Origin of the sequence: Caballeronia grimmiae (assembly GCF_022879615.1) — a bacterium.
Taxonomy (GTDB): domain Bacteria; phylum Pseudomonadota; class Gammaproteobacteria; order Burkholderiales; family Burkholderiaceae; genus Caballeronia; species Caballeronia grimmiae.
In genome coordinates this window covers 313,369-330,681 of record NZ_CP084271.1, presented here as the reverse complement: position 1 = coordinate 330,681, position 17,313 = coordinate 313,369, and the positions used below count along the sequence as shown (strand labels likewise).

General features: G+C 63.5%; 13 protein-coding genes. 2 read left to right on the top strand and 11 right to left on the bottom strand.

What is annotated here, in order from left to right:
* Positions 1-38: 38 nt before the first annotated feature.
* Positions 39-4,742, bottom strand: a complete 4,704-nt coding sequence (locus LDZ21_RS01615) for a glutamate synthase-related protein (protein WP_035967659.1) — start codon at positions 4,740-4,742, stop codon at positions 39-41.
* A 313-nt stretch (positions 4,743-5,055) separates the two neighbouring features.
* Positions 5,056-5,763 (bottom strand): transposase, encoded by a 708-nt coding sequence (locus tag LDZ21_RS01610; protein ID WP_035967658.1) that lies wholly within the window; start codon positions 5,761-5,763, stop codon positions 5,056-5,058.
* A 205-nt stretch (positions 5,764-5,968) separates the two neighbouring features.
* Between LDZ21_RS01610 and LDZ21_RS01605 the strand changes: the two genes are divergently transcribed.
* Together LDZ21_RS01605 and LDZ21_RS01600 are read left to right on the top strand one after the other, a co-directional pair.
* Complete coding sequence (locus tag LDZ21_RS01605; protein WP_035967657.1) at positions 5,969-6,694, top strand: OmpW/AlkL family protein; 726 nt, start codon at positions 5,969-5,971, stop codon at positions 6,692-6,694.
* 246 nt (positions 6,695-6,940) lie between these two features.
* Positions 6,941-7,318 carry a DUF883 family protein gene (locus tag LDZ21_RS01600; protein WP_035967655.1) on the top strand — a complete coding sequence of 126 codons (378 nt, stop codon included), beginning with the start codon at positions 6,941-6,943 and terminating at the stop codon, positions 7,316-7,318.
* A 7-nt stretch (positions 7,319-7,325) separates the two neighbouring features.
* Here LDZ21_RS01600 and ugpQ read toward each other — a convergent pair whose 3' ends face one another.
* The 9 genes from ugpQ to LDZ21_RS01555 all read right to left on the bottom strand — a co-directional run bounded on the left by ugpQ (position 7,326) and on the right by LDZ21_RS01555 (position 16,811).
* Positions 7,326-8,081, bottom strand: a complete 756-nt coding sequence (gene ugpQ / locus LDZ21_RS01595) for a glycerophosphodiester phosphodiesterase (protein ID WP_244793905.1) — start codon at positions 8,079-8,081, stop codon at positions 7,326-7,328.
* A gap of 13 nt (positions 8,082-8,094) precedes the next feature.
* A complete protein-coding gene (locus LDZ21_RS01590) occupies positions 8,095-9,180 on the bottom strand; it encodes a sn-glycerol-3-phosphate import ATP-binding protein UgpC (RefSeq protein ID WP_244793904.1) in 1,086 nt (361 codons plus the stop codon).
* Between the two features lie 19 nt (positions 9,181-9,199).
* Positions 9,200-10,045 carry a sn-glycerol-3-phosphate ABC transporter permease UgpE gene (ugpE, locus tag LDZ21_RS01585; protein ID WP_244793903.1) on the bottom strand — a complete coding sequence of 282 codons (846 nt, stop codon included), beginning with the start codon at positions 10,043-10,045 and terminating at the stop codon, positions 9,200-9,202.
* A complete protein-coding gene (ugpA, locus tag LDZ21_RS01580) occupies positions 10,042-10,926 on the bottom strand; it encodes a sn-glycerol-3-phosphate ABC transporter permease UgpA (protein ID WP_035967648.1) in 885 nt (294 codons plus the stop codon). The genes ugpE and ugpA overlap by 4 nt, the downstream gene beginning before the upstream one ends.
* A gap of 56 nt (positions 10,927-10,982) precedes the next feature.
* Positions 10,983-12,308 carry a sn-glycerol-3-phosphate ABC transporter substrate-binding protein UgpB gene (gene ugpB, locus LDZ21_RS01575; RefSeq protein WP_244793902.1) on the bottom strand — a complete coding sequence of 442 codons (1,326 nt, stop codon included), beginning with the start codon at positions 12,306-12,308 and terminating at the stop codon, positions 10,983-10,985.
* Positions 12,309-12,354: 46 nt separating this feature from the next.
* Entirely contained in the window at positions 12,355-13,584 is a 1,230-nt protein-coding gene (locus tag LDZ21_RS01570; protein ID WP_152562650.1) for a deoxyguanosinetriphosphate triphosphohydrolase, read from the bottom strand.
* A 28-nt stretch (positions 13,585-13,612) separates the two neighbouring features.
* A complete protein-coding gene (gene aroB, locus LDZ21_RS01565; RefSeq protein ID WP_244794740.1) occupies positions 13,613-14,689 on the bottom strand; it encodes a 3-dehydroquinate synthase in 1,077 nt (358 codons plus the stop codon).
* 8 nt (positions 14,690-14,697) lie between these two features.
* Complete coding sequence (aroK, locus tag LDZ21_RS01560; protein WP_244793901.1) at positions 14,698-15,249, bottom strand: shikimate kinase AroK; 552 nt, start codon at positions 15,247-15,249, stop codon at positions 14,698-14,700.
* 83 nt (positions 15,250-15,332) lie between these two features.
* Complete coding sequence (locus LDZ21_RS01555) at positions 15,333-16,811, bottom strand: type IV pilus secretin PilQ (RefSeq protein ID WP_244794739.1); 1,479 nt, start codon at positions 16,809-16,811, stop codon at positions 15,333-15,335.
* Between the last annotated feature and the right edge of the window lie 502 nt (positions 16,812-17,313).

Here is a 17,313-nt window from a genome sequence, read left to right as displayed (position 1 = left end):
CGCGCATCGGAGAGCCATGCTTTTATTTGTTTCGGACTTCAGGCCGCCAGGGCTTCCTTCGCCTTCTTCGCGCCGAGTTCACCGAGCGCGCGCTTGTATTCGGTCGGGAAGACCTTCACGAACTGACGGCGCGACGCATCCCAGTTCTCGAGCAGCGCCTTGGCGCGCGGCGATCCGGTGAACTGGAAGTGACGCTCGACGAGACCCTTGAGCAGCGCTTCGTCGGTCTGGCCGCTGTGCCACAGCGCGCGATCCACCGTGCGTTCCTGTTCGGCCTGCTGCAGGACCGGATCGAGCGCGACCATCGACTTGTTGCACTTGGCGGCGAACGTGCCGTCCGGGTCATACACGAACGCGATACCGCCCGACATCCCCGCCGCGAAGTTGCGGCCCGTCTCGCCGAGCACGACGACCGTGCCGCCCGTCATGTATTCGCAGCCGTGATCGCCCGTGCCTTCGACGACCGCCGTCGCGCCCGAGTTGCGCACGCAGAAGCGCTCGCCCGCGACGCCGCGGAAGTACGATTCGCCTTCGATCGCGCCGTACATCACCGTGTTGCCGCAGATGATGTTTTCCTCGGACTTGCCGCGGAAGTCGTTGGTCGGGCGAATGATGATGCGCCCGCCCGACAGGCCCTTGCCGACGTAGTCGTTGCCGTCGCCGACGAGATCGAGCGTCACGCCCTTCGCCAGGAACGCACCGAAGCTCTGGCCCGCCGTACCCTTCAGCTGAATGTGGATGGTGTCGTCGGGCAGGCCGTCGTGGCCGTACTTCTTCGCGATCAGGCCGGACAGCATCGCGCCGACCGTGCGGTTCACGTTGCGCACCGGCTGGATGAACGAGACATGCTCGCCCTTCTCGATCGCCGCCTTCGACTTCTCGATCAGCACGTGATCGAGCGCCTTGTCGAGACCGTGGTCTTGCACATCCTCATGCTTGCGTGCGACTTCGCTCGCCACCGGCACCTGATAGAAGATGCGCGAGAAGTCGAGACCCTTCGCCTTCCAGTGCTCGACGCCCTTCTTCGTGTCGAGCAGATCGACGCGGCCAATCAGGTCGTCGAACTTGCGCAGGCCCAGTTGCGCCATGATTTCGCGCACTTCTTCGGCAACGAAGAAGAAGTAGTTGACGACATGCTCCGGCTGGCCGGTGAACTTCGCGCGCAGCACCGGGTCTTGCGTCGCGACGCCGACCGGGCAGGTGTTCAGATGGCACTTGCGCATCATGATGCAGCCTTCGACGACGAGCGGCGCCGTCGCGAAGCCGAATTCGTCCGCCCCGAGCAGCGCGCCGATCACGACGTCGCGGCCGGTCTTCATCTGGCCGTCGGCCTGCACGCGGATGCGGCCGCGCAGGCGGTTCAGCACCAGCGTCTGTTGCGTTTCGGCAAGACCGAGTTCCCACGGCGTGCCCGCGTGCTTGAGCGACGACAGTGGCGACGCGCCCGTGCCGCCGTCATGGCCCGCGATCACGACGTGATCCGCCTTCGCCTTCGCGACGCCCGCCGCGACGGTGCCGACGCCCACTTCCGACACCAGCTTCACCGAAATGCTCGATGACGCGTTCACGTTCTTGAGATCGTGAATGAGCTGCGCGAGGTCTTCGATCGAATAGATGTCGTGGTGCGGCGGCGGCGAGATGAGACCCACGCCGGGCACCGAATAACGCAGCTTGCCGATGTAGTCCGACACCTTGTGGCCCGGCAACTGGCCGCCCTCGCCGGGCTTCGCGCCCTGCGCCATCTTGATCTGGATCTGGTCCGCCGACGACAGATACTCCGCCGTCACGCCGAAGCGTCCCGATGCGACCTGCTTGATCTTCGAGCGCAGCGAATCGCCGTCCTTCAACGGAATGTCGGCGATGACTTCCTTGCCGATGATCGATTGCAGCGTGTCGCCGTTCTTGATCGGAATGCCGCGCAGTTCGTTGCGATAACGCGTTTCGTCCTCGCCGCCTTCGCCGGTGTTCGACTTGCCGCCGATACGGTTCATCGCGACAGCCAGCGTGGCGTGCGCTTCGGTGCTGATCGAGCCGAGCGACATCGCGCCCGTCGCGAAGCGCTTGACGATGTCCTTCGCCGATTCGACTTCATCGAGCGGAATGGCCTTCTGCGGATCGAGCTTGAATTCGAACAGGCCGCGGAACGTCATGTGACGCTTCGTCTGGTCGTTGATCAGATGCGCATATTCCTTGTACGTCTGATACGAGTTGCTGCGCGCCGAGTGCTGCAGCTTGGCGATCGCATCCGGCGTCCACATGTGCTCTTCGCCGCGCACGCGGTACGCATACTCGCCGCCCGCGTCGAGCATGGTCGAGAGAACCGGGTTGTCGCCGAATGCATCGCGATGCAGGCGAATCGCTTCTTCCGCCACTTCGAAGATGCCGATGCCGCCGACCTTCGACGCCGTGCCCTTGAAGTACTTCTCCACGAGGTCCGACGACAGCCCGACCGCCTCGAAAATCTGCGCGCCGGTGTAGGACATGTACGTCGAGATGCCCATCTTCGACATGACCTTGTGCAGGCCCTTGCCGACCGCCTTCGTGAAGTTGTAGATCGCCTTGTCGGCCGACAGGTCGCCCTTCAGCCCTTCGGCCATGTTGGCGAGCGTTTCGAGCGCGAGGTACGGATGAACGGCTTCCGCGCCATAGCCCGCGAGCAGCGCGAAGTGATGCGTCTCACGCGCGGAGCCCGTTTCGACGACGAGACCCGTGCTCGTGCGCAGGCCGTGCTGCACGAGATGCGTGTGAATCGCGGATGTGGCGAGCAGCGCCGGAATCGCGACGTTGTCGCGGTCCATTTTGCGGTCCGACACGATCAGGATGTTGTAGCCGGACTTCACGGCGTCCACGGCTTCGGCGCACAGCGACGCGATGCGCGCTTCCACGCCTTCCTTGCCCCACGCCGCCGGATAGCAGATGCTCAACTCGTACGAGCGGAACTTGCCGCCGGTGTACGTATCGATCGCGCGGATCTTCGCGATGTCCTTGAAGTCGAGCACCGGCTGCGACACTTCAAGGCGCATCGTCGGGTTGATGTTGATGGTGTCGAGCAGGTTCGGCTTCGGCCCGATGAACGAGACGAGCGACATCACCATGTTCTCGCGGATCGGGTCGATCGGCGGGTTCGTCACTTGCGCGAACAACTGCTTGAAGTAGTGATACAGCGTCTTGTTCTTGCTGGACATCACGGCGAGCGGCGAGTCGTTGCCCATCGAGCCGATCGCTTCCTCGCCCGCTTGCGCCATCGGCGCCATCAGGAACTTCACGTCTTCCTGCGTATAGCCGAACGCCTGCTGGCGGTCGAGCAGCGCCGCGGCCTCGCGGCGCTGCGTCTCGACGTCCTCGGCCTTCGGCTCGATTTCGTCGAGCTTGATGCGCACAGCGTCGATCCAGCTCTTGTACGGCTTCGCGTTCGCGAGGTTGTCCTTGAGCTCCTTGTCCTCGATGATGCGGCCCTGCTCCATGTCGATCAGGAACATCTTGCCCGGCTGCAGACGCCACTTCTTGACGATCTTCGATTCGGGAATCGGCAGCACGCCGGATTCCGACGCGAGGATCACGAGATCGTCGTCGGTCACGATGTAACGCGCCGGGCGCAGGCCGTTGCGGTCGAGCGTCGCGCCGATCTGACGGCCGTCCGTGAACGCGATGGCGGCGGGGCCGTCCCACGGCTCCATCATCGCGGCGTGGTATTCGTAGAAGGCGCGGCGGTTCTCGTCCATCAGCGTGTGCTGTTCCCATGCCTCGGGAATCATCATCATCATCGCGTGGACGAGCGGGTAGCCGGCCATCACCAGCAGTTCGAGACAGTTGTCGAACGATGCCGTGTCCGACTGGCCCGGGTAGATCAGCGGCCAGAGCTTCGGCAGATCGTCGCCGAGCACGTAGGACGCGATCGCGCCGGTGCGGGCGTTCAGCCAGTTGACGTTGCCCTTCACGGTGTTGATTTCACCGTTGTGGGCGATCATGCGATACGGGTGCGCGAGTTCCCACGCCGGGAACGTGTTGGTCGAGAAGCGCTGATGCACGAGCGCCAACGCCGACACGACGCGCTCGTCCTGCAGGTCGCGGTAATACACGCCGACCTGGCCGGCCAGCAGCAGGCCCTTGTAGACGACCGTGCGCGACGACATCGACGGCACGAAATATTCCTTGCCGTGCTTTAGCTTGAGCGCCTGGATGCGATGGCTCGCCGTCTTGCGGATGATGTACAGCTTGCGCTCGAGCGCATCCGTCACGACGATGTCCTTGCCGCGGCCGATGAAGATCATGCGGATCAGCGGCTCGCTCGCCTTCACGGCGGGTGAAATCGGCATGTTGCCGTCGACGGGCACGTCGCGCCAGCCGAGCACGACCTGGCCTTCGGCCTTCACCGTGCGTTCCAGTTCCTGCTCGCACGCGAGACGCGACGCGTGTTCCTTCGGCAGGAAAATCATGCCGACGCCGTATTCGCCAGCCGGCGGCAGCGTCACGCCCTGCTTGGCCATCTCCTCGCGATAGAAGCCGTCCGGCACCTGGATCAGGATGCCGGCGCCGTCGCCCATCAGCGGGTCGGCGCCGACTGCGCCACGGTGATCGAGATTCTCCAGAATCTTGAGACCCTGCTGAATGATCTCGTGGCTTTTCTTGCCCTTGATATGGGCGACGAAGCCGACGCCGCAAGCGTCATGTTCGTTCGCAGGGTCGTACATGCCCTGCGCGGCGGGAAGCGAACCGGCTGCCGGCTGCTGATGATCGTTCATGGGGACACCGTCTCTACTGTGAGGGGCCGACTCGGCCGTTGAATCGTTTTCTTGTTGCCCGCGCCGATTCTCTGATCGTGTACCGCGAGGCGACCTGCTTTGACGCACTGCACCGCAAAACCGCCGGAAATCGAAATATACGCGACGAATCAAAGCGCTGGCAAATAAAACGTGATGTTCCGGCACCTATTATCGTTATGGTGCATGTACGCCCCAGTAAATAAGTGCCACATCATTCGACGGCCAAAACAAACGGCGCTCGCACGACTCGAGACGCCGTTTTTCTGAAAGACTCGCCGCTGGCTGCCCGCCGTTACTGGGCTTGAGGCGTTTCGCGCACTTTGCGCGGACGCCCGCGCGGCAACGGCGATACCCGCCGGTTCGCCGCCCGCGACGCCCATTCGCGATACGCATCGCTGCCGAGCACCCAGCCTTTCAGCGTCGCTTGAAGGAGACGGTTGGTCTCGCGCTCGTCGAGCGGCTGCTCCGAAAGCTCCTTATACGCATGCTGGCGCTCGAACGGCGTGTTGCCGAGCGACCAGAAGAGCGGATGGTCGGTGATGAGCGCATCGAGCGTCACGCCGATGTGATGCCGGTAGCTTGACCACTTGTAGTCATGCGGCGACGCAGCGAGTTGCGCGCGAACCGGCGCCGTTTCGACGACGCGCGTCGCGAGCAGGAAATAACGCTCGCCTTCGATAACCGTCGCGCGATAGCGCCCCTCCCACAGCGTGCCGCGCCGCACGTAACGCCGATTGAAGTGCGCGACGTAACGGCGTCCGACTGCCTGCATCGCTTTGGGCAGGCTCGCCTCGTCGCGAGGCGTCACGAGCAGATGCACGGCCTGCGGCATCAACGCATAGGCATGGATGGAAAGATGATGATCGCGTGAAGCCGTCCTCAAGCAGTCGATAAAAAGCTCGTAGTCCTGGTCGTCGACGAAGGCAGGTTGCTGGTCGAGACCACGCAGGATGACATGCTGCGGCTGATCGGGAACGTAGAGTCGTGCAAGCCGTGCCATTCTGGATATTCCGTTGGTCGCGTTTGTGTTACCCCGATCGGGGGCTGACGGGAGACGCCTGTGCTACGGGGCTTTCAGGCACATGCAAGCGCCGTGCAACAGGACTCCAAAGCCGCTGCCATCCTAGGGAAAATGCTCTACGGCGCCGCTATGGTTAGTTTGAAACGTTGTGTTCATAATGGGCGTGCTTTCTGGAGGAGCACAAATGAAAATAAAACAAGTCGCAACCGGGATTGCAGCTTTGGCGTGCGTGTCCACAGCGGCGCATGCACAGTCGGCTGGGTCCTTTTTTGCAACGGCAGGCTGGTTTCACCTCGCCCCACAGGACAGCAGCAGCCCGCTCAAAGAGACAAGTGTAGGCGGATCTCCCGTCAATATCAGCGCGCCGGGCACGGGCGCGGGTATCAGCAGTTCCGATACGGCCGGCTTCACCGTAGGTTACTTCGCGACCGACCACATCGCCGCCGAATTCGAAATGGGCATTCCCCCAACGTTCGACCTCAACGGCACCGGCAGGCTCGAACCGTTCGGCAAGATCGGCAGCGCGAAGCAATGGAGTCCCACGCTGCTCTTCAAATACTTCTTCAACGAACCGCAAGCGAAGTTCCGCCCGTATGTCGGCTTGGGCGTGACGCGCACCTGGTTCACCGATGCGAAGATCAGCAACGCGGCTTTCGAGGGCTCCGTGCTGCATGGTCCGACCACGGTCGATACGGATAGTTCGTGGGCGCCGGTCTTCAATGTCGGCGCTGTCTACAATTTCACTGAACACTGGTTCGCGGGTTTCTCCGTGTCCTTCATTCCGCTGAAGGCGACCGCCAAGCTGAGCACGCAAGCCCAGACGCCGGTCGGCACGCTCAACGTTCAATCGCAGGCGAAGATCACGATCAACCCGATCGTGACGTATCTGCGCGTCGGCTATCGTTTCTGATCCGTATGCCGATGTCTCACCGTTTCAAGCTCTCGGCACACGCCGTCATGCGATACCGCATGGCGGCGTTTGCTTTTACACGCTCCTTGTAAATGTGACTTGCGCCGGCGTGCAGACGCCGCAGTAATTACGCATCGCGAGCGCCCAGCAGCGAGCCGCGACGGTCCGGCATCCTACTTGCTCTAAGCACCTTCCCCGCGATGCAAGCGGACTCCATCCACGATTCATCCATCGACGGAGCGATCTATGAACGCACTGCCTAACACGCGAGACGCCATCGGAGATTCATGGAACGCCACCGGCCGCCGCGCACGCCGCATGGCGCGTCATGGCCGCGAAGCAGCCCAGGATATCGGCGGCGAACTGCGCGTCCTTCTTTCCGAACTCGAAGGATTGCTGTCGGACGGCGCGTCCGCTGACGCCGCCGCGCTTCGCGCCCGCATCGGCGATCAGATCGATTCTGCGCGCGCTCGCCTCAATGCCACACCCGCCGTGGTCCGCGAGCGCGCCGCCGCCGCCTTCGACGACGCCGACGCCTATCTTCACGACAAGCCCTGGCAAACCATTGCCATCGTCGGCGGGCTGGCGCTCTTCGCGGGCATCCTGCTCTCGCGCGCCCGCTAGCGCGCCCTCACTTCGGCGCGTCTTCCAGAAAGTTCGCGCCGATGACATCGATGCGATCGGTGCAGATCGCATCGACGCCCCACTGTGCAAGCAGGCGCGCACGCTCGGGATCGTTCACCGTGTAGGCCAGCACGCGCAGACCCGCGTCCTTGATTTCGCGCACGAGTGTTTCGTCGAGCGAACGATGGTCCGCGTGCAGCGACACGCACGCGAGCGCCGCCGTTTGCTCGCGCCACTCCGCCGGCACGCGTTCGTACAGCATGCCGCGCGGGAGATCAGGCGCGGCATCGCGCGCCGCCTCCAATGCCGCATAAGAAAACGACGACAACAGCGGCTCCGGTTCGGCATCGTTCCACAGGCGCGCTGCCTCGCGTGCAACCCGTTCCCCGGTTTCGACTTCGCGCCCCGGACACGGCTTGATCTCGATGTTAGCCGCCAGATTCAGCGACGCGCATCGCTCGCGCACTTCGGCGAGCGTCGGCATATGCGCGCCCGCGAATTCCTCGCCGAACCGCGAACCGGCGTCGAGCGCGCGCAACTGCGCGTAGGTCATCGACTTCGCCGGGCCGTGGCCGTTCGACGTGCGGTCGACATCGTCGTCATGCAACAGGAAGACGACGTCGTCGGCCGATAGCTTCGCGTCGAACTCGATCATCTTGAGACCGAGACGCGCGCCTGTATCGATGCCTTCGACCGTGTTCTCGGGCGCGAGCTTGCCGCCGCCGCGATGCGCGACGATGGCGGGGTACGGCCAGATTCTCATCGCAAAGCCTCCTTCAGTTGGCGCGCAATCCGGTAGCCGGATCGAAAAAATGCAGATGCCGCGCCGGCACCGATACCGCCAGCTTTTCCCCGCGCACCGGCCGATGCACATGCGGCAAGCGCGCCGCCACGTCATGCTTGCCCCACTTACCGTGCGCAAGATTGTCCGCGCCGAGCAATTCCGCCGAATCGACGTCGAGCACCGCTTGCGCCGCCTCATGGTTGCCCGGCGTCATGTGTTCCGGACGGATGCCGACGATCCACTCGCGCCCGAACATGGCACGCGTCACGCCGCTCGCGCCCGCAACCGTCAGCTTCGGACCGCCGCCCGCTACTTCGAACACCGAACCATCGTCGGACAGGCTGCCTTCGAGCAGATTCATGGCCGGCGATCCGATGAAACTCGCCACGAACACCGTAGCCGGCCGCTCGTACACTTCAGTCGGCGCGCCGATCTGTTCCGCGTGCCCCTTGTTCATCACGATGACGCGCTGCGCGAGCGTCATGGCTTCGATCTGGTCATGCGTGACGTAAAGGCTCGTCGTCGCGAGGCGCGCGTGCAGCCGCTGAATTTCGAGGCGCATCTGCACGCGCAACTTGGCGTCGAGATTGGACAGCGGCTCGTCGAACAGAAACACCGCCGGCTCACGCACGATGGCACGACCCATTGCAACTCGCTGCCGCTGACCGCCGGACAACTCGCGCGGCTTGCGCGCCAGCAAATGCTCGAGTTCCAGAATACGCGCTGCGTTCGCGACGCGGCTTTCAATCGTTCCGCGATCCACGCCGCCGATCTTCAACGCATAGGCCATATTCTGCGCGACACTCATGTGCGGATAAAGTGCGTAATTCTGAAAGACCATCGCGATGTCGCGATCTTTCGGCTCCAGCTTGTTCACGACCTTGCCCGCAATCTCGATCGTGCCTTCCGACACGCTCTCGAGTCCCGCGACCATGCGCAGTAGCGTCGACTTGCCGCAACCGGATGGACCAACCATCACGACGAACTCGCCATCTTCGATCGATACATCGATGCCATGAAGCACGTATTGCGTGCCGTCGTATGTCTTCTTGACGCCTTTGAGTTTCAGTGCAGCCATTGATACCCGGTCTCCAGTTTTATTTTTCCGCGTCCACGAGTCCGCGCACGAACCAGCGCTGCATCGTCAGCACGACGGCGAGCGGCGGCAGCATCGCAAGCAACGTCGCGCTCATCACGAGATGCCATTCGGTCGCGGTATCGCCCGAGGCGATCATGCTCTTGATGCCGACCACCGCCGTTTGCAGCGACTGCTGGTTGGTGATCAGAATCGGCCAGAGGTACTGGTTCCAGCCGTAGATAAAAGTGATGACGAAAAGCGCCGCGATGTTCGTCTTCGACAGCGGCAGCACCACGTCCCAGAAGAAGCGCAGCGGCCCCGCACCGTCGATGCGCGCCGCTTCCATCAGTTCGTCGGGCAGGGTCATGAAGAACTGCCGGAACAGGAAGGTCGCCGTCGCGGAGGCGATCAGCGGCAGCGTGAGACCGGCGTACGTGTTGGCGAGATGCATCGACGACACGACCTGCACCGTCGGAAAGATGCGGACTTCCACGGGCAGCATCAGCGTGACGAAGATCAGCCAGAACGCGAGGTTCTTCATCGGGAAGCGAAAGAAGACGATCGCATACGCCGAGATGATCGACACCGCGATCTTGCCGGTGGAGATGACGAGCGCCATCACGAGACTATTGATGAGCATGCGTCCGAAGGGCGCCGCCGCATTGCCGCTGCCGTGCGTCCAGATGTGCGCAATGTTTTCGAAGAGATGCGTGCTCGGAATCAGCGAAAGCGGCACGCTGAATACTTCGCTCGAATTCATCGTGGCCGCGCAGAACGCGACGTACACCGGAAACACGACCAGCGCGACGCCGAGGATCAGCACCGCGTGACAGAAGATATCGAAGCCGCGACGATTCTCGATCATGAGTATTGCACCCTGCGTTCGACGAAGCGGAACTGCACGATAGTCAGCGCGACGACGATCACCATCAGCACGACCGACTGCGCGCCCGAGCTGCCGATGTCCAGCCCCTGAAACCCTTCCGCGAAGATCTTGTAGATGAGCGTCTTGGTCGATTGAGCAGGACCGCCGCCAGTGGCGGCATCGATGACGGGGAAGGTATCGAAGAACGCGTAGACCAGGTTGACGACGAGCAGGAAGAAACTCGTCGGCGACAGCAGCGGCAGCGCGATGCCGAAGAAGCGCCGCACGGGACCGGCGCCGTCGATCGCGGCGGCTTCGATCAGCGATTGCGGTATCGCCTGCAGGCCGGCATAGAAGAACAGGAAGTTATAGCTGACCTGTTTCCACACCGACGCGAGCACGACCAGAAACATCGCCTGCGTGCCGTTGAGCGCGTGGTTCCATACGATGCCCTGCTTCGCAAGCGCGTACGTGACCAGCCCGATGCTCGGATTGAAGAGAAACGACCACAGCACCGCCGCGATGGCCGGGGCGACCGCATACGGCCAGATGAGCAGCGTCTGATACGCCTTCGCCCCGCGCGTCACGCGATCCGCACATGCGGCGAGCAGCAGCGAGATCACGAGTCCGGACACGGTGACGAGCGCGCAGAAGATCATCGTCGTACTGAACGATGACAGGTACAGCGGGTCCGCGAAGAGCTGCCGGAAGTTCGCGAAGCCGACGAATTCGCTGGACGTGCCGAACGCGTCCTGGCTTTGCGTCGCTTGCCATAGCGCCTCGCCGGCGGGCCAGAGGAAGAAGAGCGCGGTGATCGCGAGTTGAGGCGCGACGAGCAGATACGGCAACACGCTCGTATCGAAACGAGACCGTTTTTCCATCGGTATGTCCTGAACGGCGCCCGCGTTTGGCGCGGGCGCATGCCTGACCGTGGCGCTTAGCCGCCGCTCTTTTCGAAGCGGCGCAGAAGTTCGTCGCCGCGCTGCACGGAAGAATCGAGCGCCTGCTGCGGCGTCTTCTTTTCCGCCCACACCTGCTCGAGTTCTTCATCGACGATGGTGCGAATCTGCGGCATGTTGCCGAGACGCAAGCCCTTCGTATAGGCAAGCGGCGGCTTGTTCAGCATCTGCTTGATGGCGATGTCCGCGCCGGGATTCTTGTCGTAGAAGCCCTGTTTTTGCGTGAGTTCATAGGCGGCGGTCGTCACGGGCAGATAGCCGGTGTCCTGATGCCACTTCGCCGCGACCGGCGGCGTGGCCAGATACGCGAGGAACTTCGCGACGCCCTTGTACACCGCCGGGTCCTTGCCCGCTAGCACCCAAAGGCTCGCGCCGCCGATGATCGCGTTCTGCGGCGCGCCCTTCACGCTGGCGTCGTAAGGCATCATGCCGACGCCGAAATCGAACTTCGCATACTTCTGGATGGTCGCCCGCGAGCCCGACGAGTTCGTGATGATCCCGCAGTCGCCGCTATAGAACTTGGATACCGGCTCGTCCTTGCGCCCGACGTAAGTGAACGTGCCTTCCTTCGCCATCTTCTGCAGGAACTGGATATGCGCGACCTGCAGCGGCTTGTTGAACTCGAGCTTTGCATCGAGCCCGTCGAAGCCATTGTTCTTCGATGCAAACGGCGCCGCGTGCCACGCACTGTAGTTCTCCAACTGAATCCAGCTCTGCCAGCCCGACGAATAGCCGCACGAATAGCCCGCCGCCTTCAGCTTCTTCGCGTCGGCTTCGACATCGGCCCAGGTTTTCGGCGGCTGGTTCGGATCGAGACCCGCCTTCTTGAACGCGTCCTTGTTGTAGTACAGAACGGGCGTGGAACTGTTGAACGGCATGGAGATGAGATGGCCGGTCTTCGCGTCGCTGTAATAGCCGGCGATGGTCGGCACGAACGCCTTCTCGTCGAGCGGCACGCCCGCTTGCTTGAACACGTCGGAGACCGGGAGCACGGCCTTTTTCGCCTGCATCATCGTTGCGGTGCCGACTTCGTAGACTTGCAGGATCGCGGGCGCATTGCCGCTGCGATACGCCGCGATGCCCGCTGCAAGCGTCTGGTCGTAGGTGCCCTTGAACACCGGGACGATCGTGTAGTCGCTCTGCGACGCGTTGAAGTCCTTGGCGATGTCGTTCACGCGCTCGCCGAGGGCGGCCTCCATCGCGTGCCAGAACTGGATTTCCGTCGCGGCGTGCGCTGCGGTGCTGGCGCCGAAGGCCAGAACGGCAGCGGCCGTGATCGAGCGGAACGAGGGCGTGCATTTCATCGATGAGTCTCCTTTTTTGCAGATTCGCGCTTGAAAACGCGCGATCTTAATTGTTGTCGATGACAAACAGACGTTGGTATTCCTTCAGTGCATATCGATCGGTCATTCCCGCGATGTAATGCGCGATCAGCCGCGCCTGCGTGCTCTCGTGGCACGGCGCGGCGGCGTCGTTCGCGGACTCTTCGGCCACGGCGAGACGCGCCTGATACGCGGGCGGCAGCAAGCGCGGGTCGTCGGTGAAGGCGTCGAACAGGCCGGTGACGACGCGCTTCGCCTTGTTGGCCATGCGCATCACGCGGTAATGGCGATACAGGTTCTTGAACAGGAAGCGCTTGAGCGCGGCGGCTTGCGCGGCGACTTCATCGCTATGCGCGACGAGCAGCGGCGCACTGCGCACGTCTTCGATGGATGCCGGCTTCACGCGCGCCAGATTGCGGCTCGTGGTCTCGATCAGATCCACGATCAGCGTATTGATGATGCGGCGTATGGTCTCGTGGATGAGCCTGCGGCCTTCGATGCCTGGAAACTCCGCGCGCGCCGCATCGAAGTGCGTATGCCAGAGACTCACTTCGGACATTTGCTCGAGCGTGAGCAGGCCGGAACGCAGGCCATCGTCGACGTCGTGATTGTTGTAGGCGATCTCGTCCGCGACGTTGGCAATCTGCGCTTCGAGCGATGGCTGCCTGCCCGCGAGAAAGCGTTCGCCGAGTTCGCCCAGCTTGCGTGCGTTTTCGCGCGAGCAATGCTTGAGAATGCCTTCGCGCGTTTCAAAGCAGAGGTTGAGCCCGTCGAACGCGCCGTAGTGCTCTTCGAGCTGATCGACGACCGCGAGACTTTGCAGATTGTGTTCGAAGCCGCCTTGATCGCGCATGCATTCGTGCAGCGCGTCCTGCCCGGCGTGGCCAAACGGCGTGTGACCGAGATCATGCGCAAGCGATATCGCCTCGACGAGGTCTTCGTTCAGCCGCAGATTGCGCGCGACGGAACGGGCGATTTGCGCCACTTCCAGACTGTGCGTCAGACGCGTGCGGAACAGGTCGCCTTCGTGATTGACGAAAACCTGCGTCTTGTATTCGAGCCGGCGAAAGGCCGTCGAATGCACGATGCGATCGCGGTCGCGCTGAAACTCGGTGCGCGCGGCGGGCGGCGTCTCCGCATAGCGACGTCCGCGCGACGTGGACGAACGCGCCGCATACGGCGCAAGATGGGCTTCGAGCGCCCCTTGCGACGGCGCTCCGAATCCTGCTTCTGTTTCGCTCACCGGCTGCCTCCGCATCGTCGTGGTTCCGGCTGCTGCGTGGCGCTCAGACGCTGGCTGCGAGCGTCGCACGCACGGCCTGGTCGGGCGCGCTCGTGATCTCCGTCGCGCCAAAACGAGTCAGCAGGATGAATTTGATTTCGCCGGCTTCGGCTTTCTTGTCGACCTTCATCAGGTCGACGTAGCGGTCATCGCCGAGCTTCGGGCCGACGACCGGCAGCTTCGCCGCCTCGATTACGCGCACCAGCCGCTTGCGTGCGGCGTCGTCGAGCTTGCCGAGGCGCACCGACAAGTCGGCCGCCATGACCATGCCGCAACCGACCGCTTCGCCGTGCAGCCATTCGCCATAGCCGAGTCCGGCTTCGATGGCGTGGCCGAACGTATGGCCGAAATTGAGGATGGCGCGCTGCCCGCCTTCGCGTTCGTCCGACGCCACGACCGATGCCTTGATCTCGCACGAACGTTTGACCGCATGCGCGAGCGCGCTTTCGTCACGGCTGTTCAATGCGCCGATGTTCGCTTCGATCCAGTCGAAGAAACCGGCATCGGCGATCGCGCCCGTCTTGATGACTTCCGCGATGCCCGCGGCCAGTTCGCGTTCCGGCAGCGTATGCAGTGCGGCGATATCGGCGATGACGGCCTGCGGCTGATAGAACGCGCCGATCATGTTCTTGCCGAGCGGGTGATTGATGCCCGTCTTGCCCCCGACCGACGAATCGACCTGCGCAAGCAGCGTGGTCGGCACCTGAATGAACGGCACGCCGCGCATGTAGCAGGCCGCCGCGAAGCCGGTCATGTCGCCGACGACGCCGCCGCCGAGCGCGATGAGCGTCGTCTTCCGATCGGCACGTTCGGTGAGGAGCGCGTCGAAGATGGCGTTGAGCGTTTCCCAGTTCTTGTGCGCTTCGCCGTCTGGCAGAACGACGGTCATCACTTTCTTGCCGAGCGGTTCGAGCGCGGCGCGCAGCGCATCGCCATAGAGCGGATCGACGGTCGCATTGGTGACGATGGCCACCGACGAACCCTTGATATGCGGCGCAAAAAGCTCCGTGCGCCCGGTCAGCCCCGCACCGATATGAATGGGATAGGCGCGCTCGCCCAGTTCGACATTGACTGTAATCATGGCGGACATTATGACTCAGCCGACTTGATGACGCCGGCCACCTCCAGTTGCATCAGGACCATGTTGACGAGCGCGTTGACCGTCGGCCGCCCGGTTTCCACGACGAGATGCGCACACTCCTGATAGAGCGGATCGCGCGTCTTGAACAGCGCTTCCAGCTTGCCGCGCGGATCTTCGGTCTGAAGCAGCGGCCGGTTCTTGTCGCGGCGGGTGCGCTGCCAGAGATCGTGCGGATTCGCGCGCAGATAAATGACGATGCCGCGATTCTTCAGATGTTCGCGATTCTCCTGCCGCAGCACCGCGCCGCCGCCTGTCGCGAGCACGATGCCGCTCTTCTGCGACAACTCGTCGATGACGTTGGCTTCGCGCTGGCGGAATCCGGCCTCGCCTTCGAGTTCCCAGATCACGGGTATGCGCGCGCCGGTGCGTGCTTCGATTTCCAGGTCGGAATCGATGAACGAGCGCTGCAAACGGCGCGCAACCGCACGGCCCACGGTGGTTTTACCCGCCCCCATGAGTCCGACGAAGAAGATGTTCGCGTTCGCGTGCCCTTCCTGCAACCTTGATCCTTTGACAATATGCAATTTGTTCGTGCGGCAGCTTAAGGGCAAACCGCCCGCTTTGTCGAGTCGCGCGCCCGGCGTCATCCCTTTGCCGCCACCACATGGGGCGTGATCAGGATGACCAGCTCGCTCTGCGACTTGCGCCGCGCGTCGTGACGAAACAGCCAGCCGATCAGCGGCAGCTTCGACAATCCCGGCACGCCGGTGACATCGACCCGTTCGTCTTCTGAGATGCCGCCGATTGCCACGGTCCCGCCATCCTCCACTTCCACGCGCGTCTGCACGTGCTTCGTGTTGATGGCCGGCCCTGCCGCCGTCTGCTCGCCGACGCTGTCTTTCGCGACATCCAGATCGAGAATGACGTGTCCGTGCGGCGTGATTTGCGGCTCGACCTCCAGTTTGAGCGCAGCGCGCCGAAACTGCACGCCCGAGACGCCATTGCCGACTTTTGCCTGATACGGCAACTCCGTGCCCTGTTCGACGATCGCCTTCACGCGATCCGCCGTCACGACGCGCGGTCGCGACACGATCTGTCCCCGCCCCTCGGATTCGAGCGCGCTGAGTTCGATGTCGAGCAGCCGCGTGGCCTGCGCGGCGAAGAGCGTGAGCCCTGCGGTCGCCGCGTCGAGACCGTTGAGCGGCCGCGCCGACAGATCGTATACCACCCCGTCCTTGCCGCCCGCGATGCCGCGCGTCGAGTCTCCCGTCGGCGCGACGCCCAGCTTGACGCCGAGGTTGCGCGACAGCCCGGTCTCGCCTTCGACGATGCGCGCTTCGATCATCACTTGCGGCGTCGGCCTGTCGATCGATGCGATCAGCTCGGCGATCTGCTGCACGCGAGCGTCGAGATCGGTGACGAAAAGCAGATTGGTGCGCGCGTCGGCCATGGCGGAGCCGCGCTTCGACAGCACGCGCTGCGTGCCCGAGCCGGTCAGCAGCTTGCGCACGTCTTCGGCACGCGGATAGCGCAACGTGAAGGTGCGGCTCGCGAGCGGCTCGAGTTCCGCCGCGCGGGCGTGCGCCTCATAGCGCAACTTCTCGCGCGCCGCGAGTTCGGCGAGCGGCGCGACCCAGATCACGTTGCCGTGCTGCTCCATCGCCAGCCCGTTGACCTCGAGAAGCGTGTCGAACGCGCGCCGCCACGGCACCGCGACGAGATTGATCGACACCAGCCCGCGCACTTTTTCGCTCGCGATGATGTTGAGGCCGGTGAAGCGCGCGAAGCCTTGCAGCGCGGCGCTTAGGTCGGCGTTTTTCAGGTCGAGCGTGATCGGCTTGCCGTCATCGGTCTTCGTTCCGCTGAGGCGTTCCAGTTGCCGCAGCGGTACGGGCGGTCCTTCGAGCGGCTCGGCGGATTCGGCAGCGGGCTTTTCCGCGCTTGCCGTGGCCGTTGTTTGGGGCGGCGGCGGTGGCGCCAGCGGGATGGCCGTATCGATTGCGAACTGATCCGTCGGCAGCGTATCGAGCGATGCCGGTAGTGGCGGCAACGGCGCGACGGGCGCATCGCCGACGTCGGCCGCCATTGCTGCACGCGCGACGATGATCGCCGCGACGCTCATCGCGCGGTGGCGCGTCACCATCGTGCCGACGAGCAGCATGCCCGCATCACGAGCGAGACCGGTTGCGCCGTCCCTGCCGAACGGATCGACGATGAAGGCGTTCGTGCGCGCGGGTTCCGAAAGCGGGACGGCAGGCAGCGTTTCGTGGATGCGCAGTGTCGCATCGATCGTCACCGCGCCGGCCTGACGCTTGATTTGCACAGCCTCCGGCACGATCAGGCGCGGCAGGCCGGCGAGCGCCTCCAGAAAGCGGCGAACTTCGGGAAATGCGCCGTCCGCCCGAAAGGTGAGCGCGCGTTCCGTTGCGGGCTGCGTCGACGTCCGGGCTCCGCTTTTCGCCGGCGATTGCGGCTCGATCTCCGTCACGCGCAGTCCGCTCTGCGCAGCGAATGCGGCCACTGCGTGAAGCGCATCGGCAGCGGTCCAGGTGGCGGGCGTCATGCTCGTGGCCGCGACGCGCGCCCGTAGTTCCGGCAATGCCGCGACGATTCCGCGGGCATCG

What these genes read in the sequence shown, in the direction of transcription:
- LDZ21_RS01615 (WP_035967659.1), bottom strand. Translation starts at nt 4,742, where the DNA reads ATGAACGATCATCAGCAGCCGGCAGCCGGTTCGCTTCCCGCCGCGCAG.
- LDZ21_RS01610 (WP_035967658.1), bottom strand. Translation starts at nt 5,763, where the DNA reads ATGGCACGGCTTGCACGACTCTACGTTCCCGATCAGCCGCAGCATGTC.
- LDZ21_RS01605 (WP_035967657.1), top strand. Translation starts at nt 5,969, where the DNA reads ATGAAAATAAAACAAGTCGCAACCGGGATTGCAGCTTTGGCGTGCGTG.
- LDZ21_RS01600 (WP_035967655.1), top strand. Translation starts at nt 6,941, where the DNA reads ATGAACGCACTGCCTAACACGCGAGACGCCATCGGAGATTCATGGAAC.
- ugpQ (WP_244793905.1), bottom strand. Translation starts at nt 8,081, where the DNA reads ATGAGAATCTGGCCGTACCCCGCCATCGTCGCGCATCGCGGCGGCGGC.
- LDZ21_RS01590 (WP_244793904.1), bottom strand. Translation starts at nt 9,180, where the DNA reads ATGGCTGCACTGAAACTCAAAGGCGTCAAGAAGACATACGACGGCACG.
- ugpE (WP_244793903.1), bottom strand. Translation starts at nt 10,045, where the DNA reads ATGATCGAGAATCGTCGCGGCTTCGATATCTTCTGTCACGCGGTGCTG.
- ugpA (WP_035967648.1), bottom strand. Translation starts at nt 10,926, where the DNA reads ATGGAAAAACGGTCTCGTTTCGATACGAGCGTGTTGCCGTATCTGCTC.
- ugpB (WP_244793902.1), bottom strand. Translation starts at nt 12,308, where the DNA reads ATGAAATGCACGCCCTCGTTCCGCTCGATCACGGCCGCTGCCGTTCTG.
- LDZ21_RS01570 (WP_152562650.1), bottom strand. Translation starts at nt 13,584, where the DNA reads ATGCGGAGGCAGCCGGTGAGCGAAACAGAAGCAGGATTCGGAGCGCCG.
- aroB (WP_244794740.1), bottom strand. Translation starts at nt 14,689, where the DNA reads ATGATTACAGTCAATGTCGAACTGGGCGAGCGCGCCTATCCCATTCAT.
- LDZ21_RS01555 (WP_244794739.1), bottom strand. Translation starts at nt 16,811, where the DNA reads ATGAGCGTCGCGGCGATCATCGTCGCGCGTGCAGCAATGGCGGCCGAC.